Annotated in this window: 20 protein-coding genes; 2 read left to right on the forward strand and 18 right to left on the reverse strand. The window is 72.3% G+C overall.

The features are described 5' to 3' along the window. Positions 1-16: 16 nt before the first annotated feature. Positions 17-412, reverse strand: a complete 396-nt coding sequence (locus tag DNK53_RS00690) for a hypothetical protein (protein WP_110180417.1) — start codon at positions 410-412, stop codon at positions 17-19. A 106-nt stretch (positions 413-518) separates the two neighbouring features. Here DNK53_RS00690 and rarD point away from each other — a divergent pair, with 106 nt between their 5' ends. Further along, positions 519-1,439: an EamA family transporter RarD gene (gene rarD / locus DNK53_RS00695; RefSeq protein ID WP_239456289.1), complete on the forward strand. Its 921-nt coding sequence runs from the start codon at positions 519-521 to the stop codon at positions 1,437-1,439. A 10-nt stretch (positions 1,440-1,449) separates the two neighbouring features. Here the strand turns inward: rarD and DNK53_RS00700 are convergent, their stop codons facing one another. The 17 genes from DNK53_RS00700 to DNK53_RS00780 all read right to left on the reverse strand — a co-directional run bounded on the left by DNK53_RS00700 (position 1,450) and on the right by DNK53_RS00780 (position 19,343). Continuing rightward, positions 1,450-2,457 (reverse strand): polyprenyl synthetase family protein, encoded by a 1,008-nt coding sequence (locus DNK53_RS00700; protein ID WP_110180418.1) that lies wholly within the window; start codon positions 2,455-2,457, stop codon positions 1,450-1,452. After that, on the reverse strand, positions 2,454-4,061 hold the full coding sequence (gene nuoN, locus DNK53_RS00705; protein WP_110180419.1) for an NADH-quinone oxidoreductase subunit NuoN: 1,608 nt from the start codon (positions 4,059-4,061) through the stop codon (positions 2,454-2,456). The genes DNK53_RS00700 and nuoN overlap by 4 nt, the downstream gene beginning before the upstream one ends. After that, entirely contained in the window at positions 4,058-5,572 is a 1,515-nt protein-coding gene (locus tag DNK53_RS00710; protein ID WP_110180420.1) for an NADH-quinone oxidoreductase subunit M, read from the reverse strand. The genes nuoN and DNK53_RS00710 overlap by 4 nt, the downstream gene beginning before the upstream one ends. Further along, positions 5,569-7,512 (reverse strand): NADH-quinone oxidoreductase subunit L, encoded by a 1,944-nt coding sequence (gene nuoL, locus DNK53_RS00715; protein WP_110180421.1) that lies wholly within the window; start codon positions 7,510-7,512, stop codon positions 5,569-5,571. The genes DNK53_RS00710 and nuoL overlap by 4 nt, the downstream gene beginning before the upstream one ends. Positions 7,513-7,525: 13 nt before the next feature. Continuing rightward, the gene (gene nuoK, locus DNK53_RS00720) at positions 7,526-7,825 is read right to left on the reverse strand and encodes an NADH-quinone oxidoreductase subunit NuoK (RefSeq protein ID WP_110180422.1); all 300 of its coding nucleotides are present in this window, start codon (positions 7,823-7,825) and stop codon (positions 7,526-7,528) included. Then, on the reverse strand, positions 7,822-8,649 hold the full coding sequence (locus tag DNK53_RS00725; protein ID WP_110180423.1) for an NADH-quinone oxidoreductase subunit J: 828 nt from the start codon (positions 8,647-8,649) through the stop codon (positions 7,822-7,824). The genes nuoK and DNK53_RS00725 overlap by 4 nt, the downstream gene beginning before the upstream one ends. Next, entirely contained in the window at positions 8,646-9,236 is a 591-nt protein-coding gene (gene nuoI, locus DNK53_RS00730) for an NADH-quinone oxidoreductase subunit NuoI (RefSeq protein WP_110180424.1), read from the reverse strand. Before nuoI ends, DNK53_RS00725 begins: the two co-directional genes overlap by 4 nt. Further along, the gene (nuoH, locus tag DNK53_RS00735) at positions 9,236-10,600 is read right to left on the reverse strand and encodes an NADH-quinone oxidoreductase subunit NuoH (RefSeq protein WP_110181311.1); all 1,365 of its coding nucleotides are present in this window, start codon (positions 10,598-10,600) and stop codon (positions 9,236-9,238) included. The genes nuoI and nuoH overlap by 1 nt, the downstream gene beginning before the upstream one ends. 17 nt (positions 10,601-10,617) lie before the next feature. Next, positions 10,618-13,074 (reverse strand): NADH-quinone oxidoreductase subunit G, encoded by a 2,457-nt coding sequence (locus DNK53_RS00740; RefSeq protein WP_110180425.1) that lies wholly within the window; start codon positions 13,072-13,074, stop codon positions 10,618-10,620. Then, entirely contained in the window at positions 13,071-14,390 is a 1,320-nt protein-coding gene (gene nuoF / locus DNK53_RS00745; RefSeq protein ID WP_204163691.1) for an NADH-quinone oxidoreductase subunit NuoF, read from the reverse strand. The genes DNK53_RS00740 and nuoF overlap by 4 nt, the downstream gene beginning before the upstream one ends. Then, the gene (gene nuoE, locus DNK53_RS00750) at positions 14,387-15,082 is read right to left on the reverse strand and encodes an NADH-quinone oxidoreductase subunit NuoE (RefSeq protein ID WP_110180426.1); all 696 of its coding nucleotides are present in this window, start codon (positions 15,080-15,082) and stop codon (positions 14,387-14,389) included. The genes nuoF and nuoE overlap by 4 nt, the downstream gene beginning before the upstream one ends. After that, positions 15,079-16,422, reverse strand: a complete 1,344-nt coding sequence (locus DNK53_RS00755) for an NADH-quinone oxidoreductase subunit D (protein WP_110180427.1) — start codon at positions 16,420-16,422, stop codon at positions 15,079-15,081. The genes nuoE and DNK53_RS00755 overlap by 4 nt, the downstream gene beginning before the upstream one ends. Next, positions 16,422-17,216, reverse strand: coding sequence for an NADH-quinone oxidoreductase subunit C (locus DNK53_RS00760; protein WP_110180428.1), 795 nt, complete (start codon positions 17,214-17,216; stop codon positions 16,422-16,424). The genes DNK53_RS00755 and DNK53_RS00760 overlap by 1 nt, the downstream gene beginning before the upstream one ends. Continuing rightward, positions 17,213-17,767: a NuoB/complex I 20 kDa subunit family protein gene (locus DNK53_RS00765; protein WP_110180429.1), complete on the reverse strand. Its 555-nt coding sequence runs from the start codon at positions 17,765-17,767 to the stop codon at positions 17,213-17,215. The genes DNK53_RS00760 and DNK53_RS00765 overlap by 4 nt, the downstream gene beginning before the upstream one ends. A gap of 9 nt (positions 17,768-17,776) precedes the next feature. Continuing rightward, the gene (locus DNK53_RS00770; protein WP_110180430.1) at positions 17,777-18,136 is read right to left on the reverse strand and encodes an NADH-quinone oxidoreductase subunit A; all 360 of its coding nucleotides are present in this window, start codon (positions 18,134-18,136) and stop codon (positions 17,777-17,779) included. A 194-nt stretch (positions 18,137-18,330) separates the two neighbouring features. Further along, entirely contained in the window at positions 18,331-19,020 is a 690-nt protein-coding gene (locus DNK53_RS00775) for a demethylmenaquinone methyltransferase (RefSeq protein ID WP_110180431.1), read from the reverse strand. Between the two features lie 23 nt (positions 19,021-19,043). Further along, entirely contained in the window at positions 19,044-19,343 is a 300-nt protein-coding gene (locus DNK53_RS00780; RefSeq protein WP_110180432.1) for a hypothetical protein, read from the reverse strand. Between the two features lie 51 nt (positions 19,344-19,394). On the opposite strand from DNK53_RS00780, the gene DNK53_RS00785 reads away from it, so the two are divergent. Further along, complete coding sequence (locus DNK53_RS00785; RefSeq protein WP_110180433.1) at positions 19,395-20,678, forward strand: isochorismate synthase; 1,284 nt, start codon at positions 19,395-19,397, stop codon at positions 20,676-20,678. Position 20,679: the final 1 nt, after the last annotated feature.

Genomic DNA, 20,679 nt, shown 5'->3' on the forward strand with positions numbered 1-20,679 from the left:
GTCCAGGTCGGTCGGCTCAGCGCCGCTTCTTGCCACCCGGCATGATCACGCCGATCTTCGTGCTGCGGGAGCGGGCGAAGCCGTCCTGCCCGTTGACCTGCACGCGGTAGAGCCACTTGCCGGGCTCCTTGGGCGCGAGGATCCGGGTCTTGGCCACGCCGTTGGCGTTGACGTTGACCTTCTTGAACTTCTTCCACTTGCACTTGCCGCACTTCTTCTGCTGGATCACGGCCTTGCCGTCGACCATGTCGGAGATGGTCGCCTTGAGCTGGAAGGCGCGGTAGGTCTTCTGGGTCGTCGTCCACTCGATCGTGCGGACCGGGAGGTCCTCGGCCTGCGCCGGGACGGCCAGGAGCGGCCCGCCGAGCAGGAGGGCGACGGACGGGACGAGCAGTGCGCGGAAGATCCGCATGAGTGAGTACCCCCGTGGAGCGTTGGAACGGCTGACCCGCCCATCCTAGGGGGCGACCGCGGACCCCGCCCGGGGCAGGACGGGATGCGCCGCCTAGCCTGTGCCGGTGAGGAGACCGAGGAGCCGCGCGGGCACCGGCCTGGCGGCCGGGGTCGCCGCCTACACCCTCTGGGGAGGCTTCCCGCTCTACTGGCCGCTCCTGGAGCCCGCCGGCGCGGTCGAGATCCTCGCCCACCGCGTGCTCTGGTCGGCGCTCACCATGACGGCCGTCGTGCTGCTGCTCGGGCGCGGGCCCCAGCTGCGGGCCCTCGTGGCGGACCGGCGCAAGCTGGCCCTGCTCGGCGTCGCCGCTGCCGTGATCAGCCTCAACTGGGGCGGCTACATCTGGGGCGTCAACAACGGCCGCGTGGTCGAGGCCTCCCTGGGCTACTTCATCAACCCCCTCGTCACGGTGCTGATGGGGGTGCTGGTCCTGGGCGAGCGGCTGCGCACCCGGCAGTGGCTCGCGCTCGGCGTCGCCGGGCTCGCCGTCGTGGTCCTCACCGTCGACTACGGCCGGCCCCCGTGGATCGCGCTGCTGCTCGCCTTCAGCTTCGGCACCTACGGGCTGGCGAAGAAGAAGGCCGACGGCGGCGCGGTCGAGACCCTCACCGTCGAGACGCTGCTGCTGCTGCCGGTCGCGGGCGCGTACGTCGCCTGGCTGACCGCCACCGGCGGCGCCCACTTCGGGGCCGAGGGGGTCGCGCACGCGCTGCTCTTCACCACCACCGGCGTGGTCACCGCCGTGCCGCTCGTGCTCTTCGGCGTCGCCGCCACCCGGGTGAGCATGGTGGGCCTGGGCCTGCTGCAGTACCTCGCGCCGATCATCCAGTTCGCCCTCGGCGTGCTCTGGTTCGGCGAGGAGATGCCGACCGGCCGGTGGATCGGCTTCGGCCTGGTCTGGCTGTCGCTGGTCCTGCTGACGGCCGAGATGGTGGGCCACCGACGCCGGCAGCTCGCGCGGGCCGCGGAGGGCGCGGCCCTCTGAGGGGTGCCGCTCAGGCGGAGCGGACCGCCACCACGTCGGCGAACGCCTCCAGGGCGTCCCGGACGGGCCCGCCGGGCAGGGCACCGAGCAGCGCCTTGGCCTCGGCCGCACGCGCCCGGACGTAGGCCCGCGCCTCGTCCATCGCCGGGTGCTGGCGCAGCAGGCCCAGGGCCTCCGCGTGGCGGGCGTCGTCGGAGAGGTCCTCCCCGAGCAGCTCGAGCAGGCGGGAATCACCCGGGTCCTGCGAGCGCAGCGCGAAGAGGACGGGCAGGGTGAGCACCCCCTCGCGGAGGTCGGTGCCCGGGGTCTTGCCCGACTCGTCGGACTCCGAGGCGATGTCGAGGATGTCGTCGGAGAGCTGGAACGCCGAGCCCACCAGCTCGCCGTACGCCGTCAGCGCCTCGACGACCTCGGCGGAGGCGCCGGAGAACATCGCGCCGTAGCGGGCCGAGGTGGCGATCAGCGAGCCGGTCTTGCCGGCCACCACGTCGAGGTAGTGGGCGAGCCGGTCGGCGCCCGGCTCCGGCTGGACCGTCTCGAGGACCTGCCCCTGGACGAGGCGGGAGAAGGTCTGCGCCTGGATCCGCACGGCATCGGGGCCCAGGTCGGCCGTCAGCTCCGAGGAGCGGGAGAAGAGGAAGTCACCGACCAGGATCGCGACGTGGTTGTCCCAGCGGGCGTTGGCCGAGTCGGCGCCGCGGCGCAGGTCGGCCTCGTCCATCACGTCGTCGTGGTAGAGCGACGCCAGGTGGGTCAGCTCGACCACGCAGGCGGCGGTGAGCACCTCGGGGGCCTCGGGCCGGGGCCCGGCCTCGGCGGCGAGGAGCACCAGCAGCGGACGGAACCGCTTGCCGCCGGCGGACATGAGGTGGCCGGCGGCCTCCGTGATGAAGGGGGCACTCCCGCGGACGTGCTCGGCGAGCGCCTCCTCGACCTCGACCAGCCGGCCGCGCAGGCGGGCCGAGAGCTCGTCGTCGACGACCGGCAGGGCCAGTCCGGGGGTCGCGTCAGTGGTCACCTGATGAATTCTCCCGCACGGGCCACGAGGTCCAGCAGGGGGCCCGGCACGACGCCGAGGACCAGGGTCGCGGCGGCACCCACCGAGATCGCGACGGCGGTGAGCACCGACGGGGTCGCCACCGACGGTCCGTCGCCGACCGGTTCGCGGAAGTACATGAGCACGATGACCTTGACGTAGAGGTAGACCGCGACCGCGCTGGCGAGCACCGCGGCGACCACCACGGGCCACGCGCCGGCGGCCAGGGCGACGGAGAAGACCGCCCACTTGCCGATGAAGCCCGAGGTGAGCGGGATGCCCGCCATGGCCAGCAGGAAGAACGCGAAGACGGCCGCGACGAACGGCGCCTCCTTGCCCAGGCCGGCCCAGCGGCTCAGGTGGGTGGTCTCGCCGCCCGCGTCGCGGACCAGGCTGACGACGGCGAACGCGCCGAGCGTCATCAGGCCGTAGGTGGCGAGGTAGAAGAGGACGGCCTGGAGCGAGGTGATCTCGCCCTCGGCGATCCGGTCGGCGCCCTGGAGGCCCAGCACGCCGGTGAGGATGAAGCCGGTGTGGGCCACCGAGGAGTAGGCCAGCAGCCGCTTCACGTCGTTCTGGGTCAGCGCCAGCAGGGTGCCGACCACCATCGAGAGGATCGCGACGACCCACAGCATCGGCGCCCAGGACCAGCGGTCGTTGCCCAGGCCGACGTAGAGCAGCCGCAGGAGCGCGCCGAACGCGGCGACCTTGGTCGCGGCCGCCATGAAGGCGGTCAGCGGCGTGGGCGCGCCCTGGTAGACGTCGGGGGTCCAGGCCTGGAACGGGGCGGCGCCCACCTTGAAGAGCAGCCCGACGGCGAGCAGGCCCGTGCCGACCAGCAGCATCGCGCGGTTCTCCGTGGCCCCGGCGACCGCCTCGGAGATCGCGGCGAGCTCCATCGACCCGGCGTACCCGTAGAGCAGCGCCGCGCCGTAGAGGAAGAAGGCCGAGGAGAAGGCGCCCAGCAGGAAGTACTTCATGGCCGCCTCCTGGCTCAGCAGGCGGCGCCGGCGCGCCAGGCCGCAGAGCAGGTAGAGCGGGAGGGAGAGGATCTCCAGCGCCACGAACATGGTGAGCAGGTCGTTGCTCGCCGGGAAGAGCAGCATGCCCGAGACCGCGAAGAGCATGAGCGGGTAGACCTCGGTGTGCTCGAGGCCGCGGGTGGACGCCTCGCGCTCCCCCTCGGTGCCCGGCAGCGCCGCGGCCTGGCCGGCGAAGGCGGAGACCCCGCCGTCGAGCCGGCGCTCGCCGAAGAGCATGGCCCCCAGAGTGGCCAGGACCAGGATCAGGCCCCACAGGAAGAGGGTCGGGCCGTCCACGGCCACGGTGCCGACCGCCGCCACGAGTCCGTGCGCCCGGCCGTCGGCGTGCGCCAGGTCGGAGTCCTCGGAGAGGTCGAGCGCGACGACGACCGTGCAGGCCAGCGCGGCGACCAGGCCCACGAGGGTCAGGCTGGTCTGGGTGACGTAGCGGTAGGCCCGGGGCACGAAGGCCTCGGCCACCACGCCGACGCAGGCCACGCCGAAGACGACCAGCAGCGGCAGCAGCTGGAAGTAGTCGAGGGACGGCTTGACGAACTCGGTCACTGGTCAGCTCCCACGGTGGGCAGGTCGTCGGTCACACCGACCTGGGTGAGGGTGTCCTCGACGTGGGGGTTGATCACGTCGAGCAGCGGCATCGGCACGAATCCGAAGAGGACCAGCGCCAGCAGCAGCGGGGCGAGCACGCCGACCTCGCGGGTGTCGAGGTCGGTGACACCGGCGTGCTCGGGGCGGGTGGGCCCGGTCATCGTGCGCTGGTAGGTCCACAGCACGTAGATCGCGGCCAGCACGATCGCGGTGACCGCGACGGCGCCGGTCCACCAGGCGTAGCCGAAGGCCGCGATCAGGACCATCATCTCGGAGACGAAGGGCGAGAGACCGGGCAGGCCGAGCGCGGCCAGGCCGGCGACCAGGAAGGTGCCCGCGAGCACCGGCGCGACCTTCTCCAGGCCGCCCATCTGGCTGATCAGCGGGGTGCCGCTGCGCCGGATCATGAAGCCGGCGACCAGGAAGAGCGCCGCGGTGGCGAGGCCGTGGTTGACCATGTAGAGGATCGCGCCGGCCGCCCCCTGGCTGGAGAGGACGAAGATCCCGAGCACGATCAGCCCGAAGTGCGACAGTGAGGTGAGGCCGATCAGGCGCAGGACGTCGTCCTGGCCGATCGCCACCAGGGCGCCGTAGACGATCGAGACCAGCGCGAGCACCACCACGACCGGGGTGGCCCACCGGGAGGCGTCGGGCAGCAGCCCGAGGCAGAACCGCAGCATGCCGAAGGTGCCGATCTTGTCGAGCACGCAGACCAGCAGCACCGAGGTGCCGGTCGTCGCCTTCTCGGTGGTGTCGGCCAGCCAGGTGTGCACCGGGAACATCGGCGCCTTGATCGCGAAGGCGATGAAGAAGCCGACGAAGAGCCAGCGCTGGGTGGTCTCGTCGATCTCGAGCGCGGCGAGGTCGCCCAGGAGGTACGACGGTGAGCCGGCGTCCGCGGAGACGACGTACAGGCCGATCACCGACGCCAGCATGATCAGGCCGCCGGCCAGCTGGTAGACCAGGAACTTCGTCGCGGCCCGGCTGCGCCCCTCGCGGCCGAAGCCCGCGATGAGGAAGTAGGCCGGGATCAGCGTCGCCTCGAAGACGACGTAGAAGAGGAAGACGTCGGTGGCGGTGAAGACCGCCAGCGAGAGCGCCTCGAGCGCCAGCACCCAGCCGAAGAAGGCCCGCGTGGACCCCTCGTCGCTGTCGCGCCAGGAGGCGAGCATCACCAGCGGCACGAGGACCACGGTGAGCAGCACCATGAGCAGGCCCAGGCCGTCCACGCCGAGGGCGTAGTGGGCGCCCAGCAGGCCGATCCACTCGTGCTCCTCGGTGAACTGGAAGCCGCCGTCGCGCTCGAAGCCGAGGGCGACCACGAGGGCCGGCACCAGGGTGGCGGCCGCGAAGCCGAGCCCGACCTGCTTGGGCAGCGCCTCGCCCTGCCGACTGGGCAGGAAGCCCGTCACCAGCGCCCCGACGAGCGGGACGAGGATCAGGAGGGTCAACCAGGGAAGTTCGCTCATGCGAGGTTCACCGCCAGCAGGGCCAGGACGACGAGCAGCACGCCGCCGACAACGGAAAGGGCGTAGGAGCGGACGAAGCCGTTCTGGAGGCGCCGGCCGACCGTGGAGAGACCGCCGAGCGCGGCGGCGCCGCCCTCCACGACCCCGTCCACGCCGACCCGGTCCATGGTGGTCAGGCCGCGGGCCAGGCTGGTGCCGGGGCGCACGACGAGCACGTCGTTGAGCTGGTCGCCGTACAGGTCGGCGCGGGCCGCCCGGACGACCGGGGAGACCTCGGTCGGCGCGGTCCGCGGGACCTCCTTCCTGCCGACCAGGAACCAGGCCGCGGCGACGCCGAGGGCGACCACGGCGACGACGATCGTCGTGATCACCAGCGCCGGGAGCGGCGGCTCGTGGTGCTCGGCCACGCCGGTGACGGGCGCCAGGAACTCGACGATCCAGTCGCCGAGCAGCAGGACGCCGCCCAGCACCGACAGGGCCGCGAGCACGACCAGCGGCACGGTCATCACCTTGGGCGACTCGTGCGGGTGCACGCCCGGCTCCCAGCGCTTCTCGCCGAAGAAGGTCATGAGCATCAGCCGGGTCATGTAGAAGCCGGTGATGCCGGCGCCCAGGAGGGCGCAGAGGCCCACCAGGAGGTTCTCGGCCAGCGCGGTCTCGATGATCTTGTCCTTGGACCAGAAGCCCGAGAAGAGCGGGAATCCGATGATCGCCAGGTAGCCCATCGCGAAGGTGAGGAAGGTGACCGGCATGTACTTGCGCAGGCCGCCGTAGTGGCGCATGTCGACGTCGTCGTCCATCCCGTGCATCACCGAGCCGGCGCCCAGGAACATGTTGGCCTTGAAGAAGCCGTGGGTGAGCAGGTGGAAGATGGCGAACGCGTAGCCCGCCACGCCGAGCCCGGCGGCCAGCATCATGTAGCCGATCTGGCTCATCGTGGAGCCGGCGAGCGCCTTCTTGATGTCGTCCTTGGCGCAGCCGAGGACCGCACCCCAGAGCAGGGTGACCGTGGCGACGACGACGGTGGCCGTCTGGGCGGCCGGGGCCAGCTCGAAGATGAAGTTGGAGCGGACCACGAGGTAGACGCCGGCGGTGACCATGGTGGCGGCGTGGATGAGCGCCGAGACCGGGGTCGGACCCTCCATGGCGTCCAGGAGCCAGGCCTGGAGCGGCACCTGGGCCGACTTGCCGCAGGCACCGAGGAGGAGCAGCAGGCCGATCGCGTTGAGCGTGCCCTGCCCGGCCTCGGAGGAGGCGGCGCTGATCACCGAGAAGTCGGTGGAGCCGAAGGTGGCGAACATCAGGGCGATCGCCAGCGAGAGGCCGATGTCGCCCACGCGGTTGATCACGAACGCCTTCTTGGCGGCCGCGGCCGCGGACGGCTTGTGCTGCCAGAAGCCGATCAGCAGGTAGGAGGCGAGGCCGACGCCCTCCCAGCCGAGGAAGACGCCGAGGAAGTTGGCCGAGAGGACCAGCACCAGCATCGCCGCGACGAAGAGGTTGAGGTAGCCGAAGAACCGGCGGCGGCGCGGGTCGTGCTCCATGTAGCCGATGGAGTAGACGTGGATCAGCGTGCCCACACCCGTGATCAGCAGCAGGAAGAGCGCGTTGAGCGGGTCGTAGAGCAGGTCCATGCCGACCTTGAGGCCGCCGGCCTCGAACCAGGTCCACAGCGACTGGCCGACCTGGCGGTCGGCCTCGTCACGGCCCAGCAGCGCGAAGAAGGCAGCCAGGCTGAGCGCGAAGGAGCCCGCGACGGTGGCGGTGCCGAGCCAGTGGCCCCACCGGTCCATCGCGCCGCGGGCCAGCGCGCCGCCGAGCAGCAGCACCACCGCGCCGGCCAGGGGCAGCGCGATGACGAGCCAGAGCAGGGAGAGGACGCCGTCCGCGGCGCCGGGGTCGACGACCGGGATCTGGGCGTCGGCAAGGGAGAGAGACATGTCAGCGACCTCGTCAGTACTTCAGCAGGCTCGCGTCGTCGACCGAGGCCGAGCGACGGGTCCGGAAGATGGTCATGATGATGGCCAGCCCGACCACGACCTCGGCCGCGGCCACCACCATCACGAAGAAGGCGGCGACCTGGCCGTCGAGGTTGCCGTGCTGCTTGGCGAAGGTCACCAGGGCCAGGTTGCAGGCGTTGAGCATGAGCTCCACGCACATGAAGACCACGAGCGCGTTGCGCCGGGTGAGCACGCCGACCGCGCCGATGGTGAACAGGATCGCCGAGAGGACGATGTAGGGGGTGAGGCTCATGCCCGGTCCTCCTCGGTGTCGGTGACCGCACCGCTCTTGCCGCTGGTCTCCGGCGCCCTGGCCGGGTCCTGGTCGGGGACGCCGAGCTGGCGGGCGATCGGGTCGATGTCGTCGGCCAGCGCCGGGGCGGAGCGGACCACGCCGCGCGCCTGCATGACCCGCGAGACGGACAGCTCGGAGATGCTGCCGTCGGGCAGCAGCGCGGGGGTGTCGACCGCGTTGTGCCGGGCGTACACGCCGGGAGCCGGGAGCGGGCCGGGGTGCTTGCCCGACTCGGCGTAGTCGCGCATCCGCTGCGCGGCCATCTCGCCCTGGGTCTGCTTGGGGGTGAGGCGCTCGCGGTGGGCGAGCACCATCGCGCCGAGCGCGGCCGTGATCAGCAGGGCCGCGATCGCCTCGAAGGCGAAGACGTAGCGGGTGAAGAGCAGGGCGGCGATCCCCTCGACGTTGCCGTCGGCGTTGGCCGCGCCCATCCCGGTGACGGCGCCGAGCGAGACCTGGCCGACCGCGAGGACCAGCACCGCGCCGAGCGCGAGCCCGACGAGCGTGGCGGCGAGCCGCTGACCGCGGATCGTCTCGACCGAGGAGTCGCTCGCGTCGACGCCGACGAGCATCACGACGAAGAGGAAGAGCATGAGGATCGCGCCGGTGTAGACGATCACCTGGACGGCGAACAGGAACGGCGCCTCGAGCACCAGGTAGAGCACCGAGAGGCTCATCATGACGACGGCGAGCAGCAGCGCCGCGTGGACGGCCTTGCGCACGAAGAGGATGCCCAGGGCCGCCAGCACCATCACCGGGGAGAGGATCCAGAAGGCGGTCACCGGTCGGCCTCCTTCTTGGAGAAGTCGCCGCGGTAGTAGTCGCCCTCGTCGTCGCCGAGCAGCATCGGGTGGGGCGGCTGCTCCATCCCGGGCAGCAGCGGGGCGAGCAGGTCGTTCTTCTCGTAGATCAGCGACTCGCGCGTGGTGTCGGCCAGCTCGTACTCGTTGGTCATCGTGAGCGCGCGCGTCGGGCAGGCCTCGATGCAGAGCCCGCACAGGATGCAGCGCAGGTAGTTGATCTGGTAGACGCGGCCGTAGCGCTCGCCGGGGCTGAACCGCTCCCCGCCCTCGGCGTCGGAGTTGTCGTCGGCCTCGACGTAGATCGCGTCGGCCGGGCACGCCCACGCGCAGAGCTCGCAGCCGATGCACTTCTCCAGCCCGTCGGGCCAGCGGTTGAGCTGGTGCCGGCCGTGGAACCGGGGCGCGGTCGGCTGCTTGTCGAACGGGTACTGCTCGGTGACGACCTTGCGGAACATCGTCCGGAAGGTCACCCCGAACCCGGCGACGGGGTCCCAGAGCTGCTCCTTCAGGGTCTTCGAGCCCTGCTCGGACCCCGCCTTCTCAGGGCGGGACTCAGCGGCGGCCATCAGATCTCCTCACCAGCGTGGTCGGTCGTGCGGGTCGGGAAGGTCAGCGGGGCGGCGGCGCCGCGGACGGGACCGCCCGCCGGCATCGGGGGCACCGGGAAGCCGCCCGCGAAGGCGTCCTCCGGCTCGGCGGGCGCCTCGTCGGCGCCCTCGCCGTCGCCCCCGCCGCCGGGCAGCACCAGCGCGACGGCCAGCAGCACCACGGCGACCGCGAAGCCCGCGATCAGGTAGTTGCGGTCGATGCCGTCGGGGCCCGCCGCCAGGCGGATCGCGGCGACCGCCATGATCCAGGCCAGCGAGATCGGGATCAGCACCTTCCAGCCGAACGCCATGAACTGGTCGTAGCGCAACCGGGGCAGGGTGCCGCGCAGCCAGATGAACATGAAGATGAAGAGCAGCATCTTGCCGAAGAACCAGAGCACCGGCCAGTAGCCCTCGTTGGCGCCGTCCCACAGGGAGAACGGGAACGGGGCCCGCCAGCCGCCCAGGAAGAGCGTGGTGGCGATGGCCGAGACGGTGGCCATGTTGATGTACTCGGCGAGGAAGAACATCGCGAACTTCATCGCGGAGTACTCCGTGTGGAAGCCGCCGACCAGCTCGCCCTCGGCCTCGGGGAGGTCGAAGGGGGCGCGGTTGGTCTCGCCGACCATCGCGATCACGTAGACCACGAACGACGGCAGCAGGATGAAGCCGAACCAGCCCGGCACCGGCACGTCGAGGCCGAAGAGCTCGACCTCGCCGCCCGCCTGGGCCGCGACGATCTCGGAGGTCGACATCGAGCCGGCGTAGATGAAGACCGCCACCAGGGCCAGGCCCATGGCGATCTCGTAGGAGATCATCTGGGCGCTCGAGCGCAGGCCGCCCAGCAGGGAGTAGGTCGAGCCCGAGGACCAACCGGCGAGCACGATGCCGTAGATCCCGATCGAGGCGATGCCGAGCAGGAAGAGGACGGCCACCGGCATGTCGGTGAGCTGCAGCGGGGTCGTGAGGTCGGTGAACGGGACGTCGACCTCGGGGCCGAGCGGGATCACCGACCAGGTCACGAAGGCGGGGATCACCGCGATGAACGGCGCCGCGAAGTAGACGACCTTGTCGGCCGCCTTCGGGAAGATGTCCTCCTTGAACATCAGCTTCGTGCCGTCGGCCAGCGCCTGGAGCAGGCCGAAGGGGCCGTTGACGTTGGGGCCGATGCGGTGCTGCATCCGGCCCACCACGCGGCGCTCGAACCAGATGTTGAAGAGCGTCAGGAGGACGAGGACGAGGAAGATCAGGACGGCCTTGACCAGGACCAGGCCCCAGGGGTCCTGGCCGAACGCCTCGAGGCGTCCGCCGGCCTCGCCGACCTCGGCCTGGGCGCTCACCAGGACACGCGTTGCGGTGCTCACTCCCCTGCTCCCTTCACCGTGACGGTGCTGCCCGGCGAGGCGACGTCCGCCAGCACCCCGCGCCCCACCGAGCGCGCGGGCAGCCAGACGACGCCGTCGGGCAGGTCGGCGACCTCGGCGGGCAGCACGACGCTGCCCCGGTCGCCGGTGACCTCGACGCGGGCGACGACCCCGTCGGCGACGGGCCCGAGGATCCGCTCGTGGTCGGTGGCCGACAGGCGGGCCACCGCCCGCCGGCCGGCGGCGCGGTAGGCCGACTCGCCGTCCTGCATCGACCCGAGGTCGACCAGCTGCTTCCAGGTCGCCAGGCGCATGGCGCCGGGCGCCGGCTCCGAGGCCCCGGCCGTCGGGGCCGGCGCGGTGCCGGCGAGCGCGGGGCGCTCCCCGTCCCACGGGCCGACGGCGGCCATCTCGCGGCGCACCTCCTCGACGGTCCGGAAGCCGAGCGGGGCGCCGAGCTCCTCGGCGATCCCGGCCAGGACCCGCAGGTCGGGCAGCGACCCCGGGTTGGCGAAGACCTGCTCGAAGGCGCGGGTGCGCCCGTCCCAGGTGACGAAGGTGCCGGCCTTGTCGGTGACCGGGGCCACCGGCAGCACCACGTCGGCGTACGGCGTCACGTCGGTGGCGCGCAGCTCGAGCTGGACGACGAAGCGGGCCCGGCCCAGCGCCTCGCGGAACGCCGCGGGGTCGGCCGTGTCGTCGGGGTCCACGCCCCCGACCACGAGGCCGCCCAGCTCGCCCGCGGCCAGCGCGGCCACGATGGCGTCGCCGTCGCGGCCCGGCCCGGTCGGCAGCTGCTCGACACCCCAGGCGGTGGCGAGGTCGACCCGCGCGGCGGCGTCGGCCGCGGGGCGGCCGCCGGGCAGCAGCGTGGGCAGGCAGCCGGCCTCCACGGCGCCGCGGTCGCCGGCGCGCCGGGGCACCCAGGCGAGACGGGCCCCGGTGGTCCGGGAGAGCTCGGCCGCGGCCGTCAGCGCGCCGGGGGTGGCGGCGAGCCGCTCCCCCACCAGCAGCAGGCCGCCGCCGTCGAGCGCGACCTCCCCGTCGTGGGCCAGCTCGCGGAGCGCCTCGGCCTCGGCGCCGGGCGCCGTGCGGACGAGGCGGCCGTCCAGCTTGGCCAGGCCGCGGGAGGTGTACGGCGCCACGGAGACCACGCGGGTCCCGTGCTGCTTGACCGCCTTGCGGAGCCGCAGGAAGAGGGTGCCGGCCTCGTCCTCGGGCTCGAGGCCCGCCAGGACGACGACCGAGGCGCGCTCGAGGTCGGCGTAGGTGACCCCGCCGTCCTCGTGGCTGGTCAGCACCACCTCGGAGGCGAGGAAGTCGGCCTCCTCGGCGCTGTGCGGGCGGGCCCGGAAGTCGATGTCGTGGGTGCCGAGGGCGACCCGGGCGAACTTCGCGTAGGCGTAGGCGTCCTCGGCGGTCAGGCGGCCGCCGGTGAGGACGGCCGAGCCGCCGGCGCCGGCCAGGCCGCGGGCCGCGACGGCGAACGCCTCGGGCCACGACGCGGGACGCAGCTCGCCGGTGTCGGCGTCGCGGACCTGCGGGTGGGTCAGCCGGTCGGCCTGGCGCGCGTAGGCGAAGGCGTACCGGTCCTTGTCGGTGATCCACTCCTCGTTGACGTCGGCGTCGTGGCCGGCGAGCCGGCGCATCACCTTGCCGCGCCGGTGGTCGACCCGGATGGCTGCACCGCAGGCGTCGTGCTCGGCCACCGACGGCGAGGAGACCAGGTCGAAGGGGCGCGAGCGGAACCGGTAGTCGGCGCTGGTCAGCGCGCCGACGGGGCAGATCTGGACCGTGTTGCCGGCGAAGTAGCTCTCGAACGGCTCCCGCTCGTAGATCCCGACCTGCTGGAGCGCGCCGCGCTCGATCAGCGCGATGAACGGGTCGCCCGCGATCTCCTGGGAGAACCGGGTGCACCGGGCGCAGAGGATGCAGCGCTCGCGGTCGAGCAGGACCTGCGCCGAGATGTTGATCGGCTTGGGGTAGGTCCGCTTGACGCCGCCCTGGGCGGAGAACCGGGACTCGCCGCGACCGTTGGACATCGCCTGGTTCTGCAGGGGGCACTCGCCGCCCTTGTCGCAGACGGGGCAGTCCAGCGGGTGGTTGATGAGCAGCTGCTCCATCACGCCCTGCTGGGCCTTGTCGATGTCGGGCGAGGTCAGCTGCGTGCGGACCTCCATCCCCTCCGAGACGACGAGGGTGCAGGAGGCCTGCGGCTTCATCCGGCCGGGCGGGCCCTGCATCTGGCGCATCGAGCCGTCGGGGCCGGGCAGCGCCACCTCGACGAGGCACTGCCGGCAGGCGCCGGCGGGCGCGAGCAGCGGGTGGTCGCAGAACCGCGGGATCTGGACGCCGATCTGCTCGGCGGCGCGGATCACCAGCGTCCCCGGGGGGACGCTGACGGCCACGCCGTCGATCGTGAGGTTCACCAGCTCGGTGGAGACCTGGGTCATGCGCGCGCTCCTGCGGGTGCGAAGAGGGTGGACGCCGCGGGGTCGAAGGGGCAGCCGCCCTGGGTGAGGTGGGCGACGTACTCGTCCCGGAAGTACTGGATCGAGGACTGCACCGGGCTCACCGCGCCGTCGGCGAGGGCGCAGAACGAGCGCCCCAGGATGTTGTCGCACTGGTCGAGCAGCTGGTCGAGGTCGGCCTCGGTGCCCTGGCCCTTCTCGAGCCGGGCCAGCACCTGCACCAGCCACCACGTGCCCTCGCGGCACGGGGTGCACTTGCCGCAGGACTCGTGCTTGTAGAACTCCAGCCAGCGCAGGGTCGCGCGGACCACGCAGACGGTCTCGTCGAAGATCTGCAGGGCCCGGGTGCCGAGCATCGAGCCCGCGCCGCCGACGCCCTCGAAGTCGAGCGGCACGTCGAGGTGCTCGTCGGTGAGCAGCGGCGTGGAGGAGCCGCCCGGCGTCCAGAACTTCAGGGCGTTGCCGTTCCGCATCCCGCCGGCCAGCTCGATGAGGCGGCGCAGGGTGATCCCCAGCGGGGCCTCGTACTGGCCGGGGCGCTCGACGTGGCCGGAGAGGCTGAAGATGCCGAAGCCCTTGGACCGCTCGGTGCCCATCGAGGAGAACCACTCGGGCCCGTTGGCGACGATGCTGGGCACCGAGGCGATCGACTCCACGTTGTTGATCACCGTGGGGCTGGCGTAGAGCCCCGCCACCGCCGGGAACGGCGGGCGCAGCCGGGGCTGCCCGCGGCGGCCCTCGAGGGAGTCGAGGAGCGCCGTCTCCTCGCCGCAGATGTAGGCGCCGGCGCCGGCGTGCACGACCAGGTCGAGGTCGTAGCCGGAGCCGTGCACGTCCTTGCCGAGGTGGCCGGCCAGGTAGGCCTCCTGGACGGCGCGCTGGAGCCGCCGGATCACGTGCAGCACCTCGCCGCGGACGTAGATGAAGGCGTGGTTGGCGCGGATCGCGTAGGCGCTGATGATGACGCCCTCGACGAGGGTGTGCGGGCTGGCCATCATGAGCGGGATGTCCTTGCAGGTGCCCGGCTCGGACTCGTCGGCGTTGACGACGAGGTACTTCGGCTTCGGGTTGTCCTGCGGGATGAAGCCCCACTTCATGCCGGTCGGGAAGCCCGCGCCGCCGCGGCCGCGCAGCTGCGAGTCCTTGACGGCGGAGATGATGTCGTCGGGCGCCATCCCGAGCGCCTTGGTCAGGGCGCGGTAGCCGCCCTGGGCCTCGTAGGCCTCCAGCGTCCAGGAGCGCTCGTCGCCCCAGTTGGCGGTCAGGACCGGGGTCAGGGTCTCGATCGGGTCGCTCACTTGTCGTCCGCCTTCCGCTGCTCGCCGCCGGTGGGGGCGGTCCAGCCGTTCTCCCGGGCCAGCTCGCGGCCGACCAGCGAGGCCGGGCCGGCCGAGGGGCCCTCGTCGGCGAGGCCGTCGTTGAAGCCGGCCAGCACCCGCTCGGCCTCGCGCCACGTGCAGATCCGCGGGCCGCGGGTGGAGCGGACCTCGCGCCCGGCGCGCAGGTCGTCGACGAGCTGCACGGCCGACTCCGGCGTCTGGTTGTCCATGAACTCCCAGTTGACGGTCATCACCGGGGCGTAGTCGCAGGCCGCGTTGCACTCGATGTGCTCGAGCGAGACGGTGGCGGTGTCGCCCTCGCGGGACGCGGCCGTCTCGTCGTTGCCGACGTCGAGGTGCTCCTTGAGCCGCTCGAGGATGGCGTCGCCGCCCATCACCGCGCAGAGCGTGTTGGTGCAGACCCCGACGTGGTAGTCGCCGACGGGGCGGCGCTTGTACATCGTGTAGAAGGTCGCCACGCCGCTGACCTCGGCGGCGGTGATCCCGAGGACCTCGGCGCACGCCTCGATCCCCTCGGGGGTGATCCGGCCCTGGGCGGACTGGACGAGGTGGAGCATCGGCAGGAGCCCGGAGCGCGGCTGGGGGTAGCGGGCCGCGATCTCGCGGAGCTCGGCGACCGTGCGGTCGTCGAGCGGGGTGTCGGTGCTCATCGGTCCACTCCTCCCATCACGGGGTCGATCGAGGCGATGGCCACGATCACGTCGGAGACCATGCCGCCCTCGGACATCACGCTGGTGCCCTGCAGGTTGACGAACGACGGGTCTCGGAAGTGCGCCCGGAACGGCCGGGTGCCACCGTCGGAGACGACGTGCGCGGCGAGCTCGCCGCGGGGGCTCTCCACCGGCACGAAGGCCTGGCCCGGCGGGACCCGGAAGCCCTCGGTGACCAGCTTGAAGTGGTGGATCAGCGCCTCCATCGACTCGCCCATGATGTGGCGGATGTGGTCGAGGCTGTTGCCCATCCCGTCGCTGCCGATGGCGAGCTGGCTGGGCCAGGCGACCTTCTTGTCGCCCACCATGACGGGGGCCCCGTCGAGGCCGGCGAGCCGGTCGGCGCACTGCTCGACGATCCGCAGGGACTCCCACATCTCGTTGAGCCGCACCCGGAACCGCCCGTAGGCGTCGGGGGTGTCCCAGGTCTGGACGTCGAACTCGTAGTCCTCGTAGCCCGAGTACGGCTGGGTCTTGCGCAGGTCCCAGGCGTAGCCGGTGGCGCGCAGCGGCGGGCCGGTGATCCCCAGGGCCAGGCAGCCGGCGAGGTCGAGCTCGCCGACGCCCTCGAGGCGTCCCCGGAAGATCGGGTTGGCGTTGCAGAAGTCGGCGTACTCGGGGAGCCGCTTCTTCATCAGCGCGACGAAGGCGCGGATGTCGTCGAGCGCACCGGCGGGGAGGTCCTGCGCGACGCCGCCCGGGCGGATGAAGGCGTGGTTCATCCGCAGGCCGGTGATCGTCTCGAAGAGGTCGAGCACGAGCTCGCGCTCGCGGAAGCCGACCGTCATGACGGTCAGCGCGCCGATCTCCATGCCGCCCGTGGCGATGGCCACCAGGTGGGAGGAGATGCGGTTGAGCTCCATCAGGAGCACGCGCATGACCTGCGCCTTCTCGGGGATCTGGTCCTCGATGTCGAGGAGCCGCTCGACGCCGAGGCAGTAGGTCGCCTCGTTGAAGAACGGGGAGAGGTAGTCCATCCGGGTGCAGAAGGTGACGCCCTGCACCCAGGAGCGGTACTCCATGTTCTTCTCGATGCCGGTGTGCAGGTAGCCGATGCCGCAGCGGGCCTCGGTCACCGTCTCGCCCTCGAGCTCGAGGATGAGCCGGAGCACGCCGTGGGTGGACGGGTGCTGCGGCCCCATGTTGACGACGATGCGCTCCTCGGCGCCCTCGCCGAGGCCCTCGCTGATGGAGTCCCAGTCCTGGCCGGTGACGGTGAAGACCCGTCCCTGGCTGGTCTCGGAGCCGTGGGCGTAGAAGTCGTGCTGGTCGGTGCTCATCAGGTGTAGGACCTCCGCTGGTCCGGCGGCGGGACGGACCCGCCCTTGTACTCCACAGGGATGCCCCCGAGGGGGTAGTCCTTGCGCTGGGGGTGGCCCGGCCAGTCGTCGGGCATGAGGATCCGGGTCAGCGCGGGGTGGCCGTCGAAGACGACCCCGAACATGTCCCAGGTCTCGCGCTCGTGCCAGTCGGCCGTGGGGTAGACCGGGACGACCGTCGGCAGGTGGGGGTCGGAGTCGGGGACCGCGACCTCCAGCCGCACCCGGCGGTTGTGGGTCATCGAGAGCAGGTGGTAGACGACGTGCAGCTCGCGACCGGCGTCTTCGGGGTAGTGCACGCCCGAGATCGAGGAGCAGAGCTCGAACCGCAGCCGCGCGTCGTCGCGGAGCAGCCGGACCACGGGGAGCAGGTCCTCGCGGCGGACGTGGAAGGTGATCTCGCCGCGGTGCACCACGACCCGGTCGGTCGCCTGCTCCAGGCCCGAGCCGGCGAGGCCCTCGGCCAGCGCGTCGGCCACCTCGTCGAACCAGCCGCCGTACGGGCGCTGGGTGGCGCCGGGGAAGATCACCGGCGCGACCAGGCCGCCGAAGCCGCTGGTGTCGCCGGTGCCGGCGGCGCCGAACATCCCGCGGCGGACGCCGACCGCGCGCTCCTGCGTCGCGTCGGCAGGCAGGATCTCCCCGCCCTCGCCGGGCGCGTTGACCTCGTCCTCGCGGGCGCGGGTGCCCGGGGTGTCCCGGGTGACCCGCACGTTGTCGGCGGTGCCGAACTCCTTCTTCTTCTCGTCGCTCATCGCAGCAGGCCCCGCATCTCGGAGGTGGGCAGGGCGTTCAGCGCCGCGGTCTCGTCGGCCTCGATCTCCGCCAGGCGGTGGGCGCCCATCTTGGTGCCCTGCACCTCCTTGTGGAGCTTGAGGATCGCGTCGATCAGCATCTCGGGCCGCGGCGGACATCCGGGGAGGTACATGTCGACCGGCACGACGTGGTCGACGCCCTGGACGATCGCGTAGTTGTTGAACATGCCGCCGGAGCTGGCGCAGACGCCCATGGCGAGCACCCACTTGGGCTCGGGCATCTGGTCGTAGATCTGGCGCAGCACCGGCGCCATCTTCTGGCTCACCCGGCCCGCCACGATCATCAGGTCGGCCTGGCGGGGGCTGGCCCGGAAGACCTCCATGCCGAAGCGGCCCAGGTCGTACTTCGGGCCGCCGCTCGTCATCATCTCGATGGCGCAGCAGGCCAGGCCGAAGGTCGCCGGCCAGAACGACGCCTTCCGCATCCACCCCGCCAGGCCCTCGACGGTGGTGAGCATGACTCCGCTCGGGAGCTTGTCCTCGACACCCATGTCAGTTCCTCAGTCCCAGTCCAGTCCGCCACGACGCCACTCGTAGGCGTAGACGATGGTCACGTTGAGCAGGAAGAGCGCGACGGCCGCGAAGCCGAACCAGCTCAGCTGGTCGAAGTAGACCGCCCACGGCACGAGGAACATGATCTCGACGTCGAAGACGATGAAGGTCATCGCGATCGTGTAGTACTTCACGGGGAAGCGCCCGCCGCCGACCGGCTGGGGCGTGGGCTCGATGCCGCACTCGTAGGAGTCGACCTTGACCCGGTTGTGCCGCTTCGGCCCGAGGACCGAGCTCATCCCGATCGACAGCACGGCGAATCCGGCCGCGATCGCGGCCAGGAACAGCACCGGTGTGTAGAGCTCCATCTCCTGCGCACTCCTTCCCGTGGAGCGGCCACGTGGGAGACCCAGGTCACAGTCGTGCGATTGTGAAAGCCTTCACGAATGGCCGCGGCCGCCAGTCTAGGTGCCGGTGCGTCCTTCGTCACGCCGGGGGTGCAGAGCGGCGATTCGCACGCTGACCTGCGTATTTAACTCAGTCTGGCGTTGCGTAATTCTCGTCACGCACGGGCGCGGTGCAGCGCCACGATGCCGCCACTGAGGTTGCGCCACTCGACGTCGCGCCAGCCGGCCTCCCCGACCATCGCGGCGAGACCGGCCTGGTCGGGCCAGGCGCGGATCGACTCGGCGAGGTAGACGTAGGCGTCCGGGCTGGAGGAGACCGCGCGCGAGATCGCGGGCAGCGCCTTCATCAGGTACTCCAGGTAGACGGTGCGGAACGGCGACCACGTGGGGTGGCTGAACTCGCAGACCACCAGGCGGCCGCCGGGCCGGGTGACCCGGCGCAGCTCGGCGAGACCGGCGAGCGGGTCGACGATGTTGCGCAGCCCGAACGAGATCGTCACCGCGTCGAACGAGGCGTCCGCGAAGGGCAGCCGCGTGCCGTCGCCCGCGGTGAAGGGCAGGTGGGGCCGCGCCTGCTTGCCGACCCGCAGCATCCCGAGGGAGAAGTCGCACGGCACGACGGTCGCGCCCGCCTCGGCGAACGGCACGCTCGACGTGCCGGTGCCGGCGGCCAGGTCGAGGACCCGCTCCCCCGGCTGCGGCGCCACCGCGGCCAGCACGTCGCGGCGCCAGCGCCGGTCCTGGCCGAGCGAGAGCACGTCGTTGGTCACGTCGTACCGGCGCGCGACCGCGTCGAACATCCGCTGGACGTCGGAGGGCTGCTTGTCGAGTTCTGCACGGGCCACGGGCGGAGCCTATACGCGCCCGCTCAGCCGAGCCGGTCCAGCAGCACGGGGGCCACGACCAGCACCAGGGCGAGGAGCACCCAGGCGCCGCTGCGCAGCAGCCCCGGCCCGTACCGGGCGCCGGGCGGCACCGCGCGGCGCGCCACCACCAGGCAGCCCGCCGCCGCCCAGAGCAGCGCCGGCACGAGCGGTGGGGCCCCCTCGTCGGTGAACGCGGTCGCGGTGGCGACGGCGGCCATCAGCGCCAGCACGCCGGCCGACACCGCGAGCCGCAGGCGCCAGCGCCGCTCGAGCGCGGACCCCTGCTCGCCGGTGAGTGTCATCTGCGTCCTCCCGTCCCGGGGCCCTCGGCGGCCCGGCGGTAGTCTCGCGGGGTGAGCAAGAGCCCGGCCACCCCCGCCGGTCCGACGACCGGCGACCCGCTGGTGGTGCGGACCGTCGCGGTCGACCCCGCGTCCGTGGACGACCTGCTGGCCCGGCTCCCCGACGACCGGCCCGTCTCCTGGCTGCGCAACGGCGAGGGGCTCGTCGGCTGGGGCGTCGCCGCCCAGGTCCGCACCAGCGGCAGCACGCGGTTCAGCGAGGCCGACAAGTGGTGGGCCGAGCTGGTGGCGCGGGCCGAGGTCGAGGACGCCGTCGACGAGCCCGGGACCGGGCTGGTCGCCTTCGGCTCCTTCGCCTTCGCCGACGCCCCCGGCGACTCCGTCCTGGTCGTGCCCTCGGTCGTCCTGGGCCGCCGCGGGGCGGTGGCCTGGTGCACGACCGTCACCCCCGCCGGCGAGCCCGTCCCCGGCCCGGCGGACGTCCTCGCCGCCGACGTCGCCGCGCCGGCGGCCCCCCGCGACGTGCAGTTCGCCGACGGCGCGCTCAACGGCGACCAGTGGATGTCGGCGGTCGCCGACGCCGTGACCCGGATCCAGCGCGGCGACCTGGAGAAGGTCGTGCTGGCCCGCGACCTGCTGGCCACCGCCGCGGAGCCGGTGGACGTCCGCTGGCCGCTGGCCCGCCTCGCCGAGCAGTACCCGACCTGCTGGACCTTCCACGTCGACGGCTTCTTCGGCGCCACCCCCGAGATGCTGCTGCGCCGCGAGCGCGGCCTGGTCACCTCCCGGGTGCTGGCCGGGACGATCCGCCGCACCGGCGACGACGAGCGCGACCTCGCCCTGGCCGCCACGCTCGCCCGCAGCTCGAAGGACCTCGAGGAGCACGAGTACGCCGTCCGCTCGGTCGCCGACGCGCTGGAGCCGCACTGCTCCTCGATGAACGTCCCCGAGGCGCCGTTCGTCCTCCACCTGCCCAACGTCATGCACCTGGCCACCGACGTGAACGGCGTCGTCCACGACGCCGGGACCGTCTCCTCGCTCCAGCTGGCGGAGTCGCTGCACCCCTCCGCCGCCGTCGGCGGCACGCCCACGGGGCCCGCGACGGCGCTGCTGGCCGAGCTCGAGCGGATGGACCGGGCCCGGTACGCCGGCCCGGTCGGCTGGATGGACGCCTCCGGCGACGGCGAGTGGGGCATCGGCCTGCGCTCGGCGGGCGTCGAGGGACGCGTGGTCCGGCTCTTCGCCGGCTGCGGGATCGTCGCCGACTCCGACCCCGAGGCCGAGCTCGCGGAGTCGCAGGCGAAGTTCGTGCCGGTCCGCGACTCCCTGGGCTGAG

It is taken from the genome of Nocardioides solisilvae (assembly GCF_003194625.1).
Taxonomy (GTDB): Bacteria; Actinomycetota; Actinomycetes; order Propionibacteriales; family Nocardioidaceae; genus Nocardioides; species Nocardioides solisilvae.

Bases quoted from the DNA above. Each gene is read 5' to 3' on its own strand.
- DNK53_RS00760 (WP_110180428.1), bottom strand. From the start codon at position 17,216: ATGAGCGACGAGAAGAAGAAGGAGTTCGGCACCGCCGACAACGTGCGG.
- DNK53_RS00690 (WP_110180417.1), bottom strand. From the start codon at position 412: ATGCGGATCTTCCGCGCACTGCTCGTCCCGTCCGTCGCCCTCCTGCTC.
- nuoI (WP_110180424.1), bottom strand. From the start codon at position 9,236: ATGGCCGCCGCTGAGTCCCGCCCTGAGAAGGCGGGGTCCGAGCAGGGC.
- DNK53_RS00740 (WP_110180425.1), bottom strand. From the start codon at position 13,074: ATGACCCAGGTCTCCACCGAGCTGGTGAACCTCACGATCGACGGCGTG.
- DNK53_RS00770 (WP_110180430.1), bottom strand. From the start codon at position 18,136: ATGGAGCTCTACACACCGGTGCTGTTCCTGGCCGCGATCGCGGCCGGA.
- DNK53_RS00780 (WP_110180432.1), bottom strand. From the start codon at position 19,343: ATGACACTCACCGGCGAGCAGGGGTCCGCGCTCGAGCGGCGCTGGCGC.
- DNK53_RS00710 (WP_110180420.1), bottom strand. From the start codon at position 5,572: ATGAGCGAACTTCCCTGGTTGACCCTCCTGATCCTCGTCCCGCTCGTC.
- nuoE (WP_110180426.1), bottom strand. From the start codon at position 15,082: ATGAGCACCGACACCCCGCTCGACGACCGCACGGTCGCCGAGCTCCGC.
- nuoK (WP_110180422.1), bottom strand. From the start codon at position 7,825: ATGAGCCTCACCCCCTACATCGTCCTCTCGGCGATCCTGTTCACCATC.
- DNK53_RS00765 (WP_110180429.1), bottom strand. From the start codon at position 17,767: ATGGGTGTCGAGGACAAGCTCCCGAGCGGAGTCATGCTCACCACCGTC.
- DNK53_RS00755 (WP_110180427.1), bottom strand. From the start codon at position 16,422: ATGAGCACCGACCAGCACGACTTCTACGCCCACGGCTCCGAGACCAGC.
- nuoL (WP_110180421.1), bottom strand. From the start codon at position 7,512: ATGTCTCTCTCCCTTGCCGACGCCCAGATCCCGGTCGTCGACCCCGGC.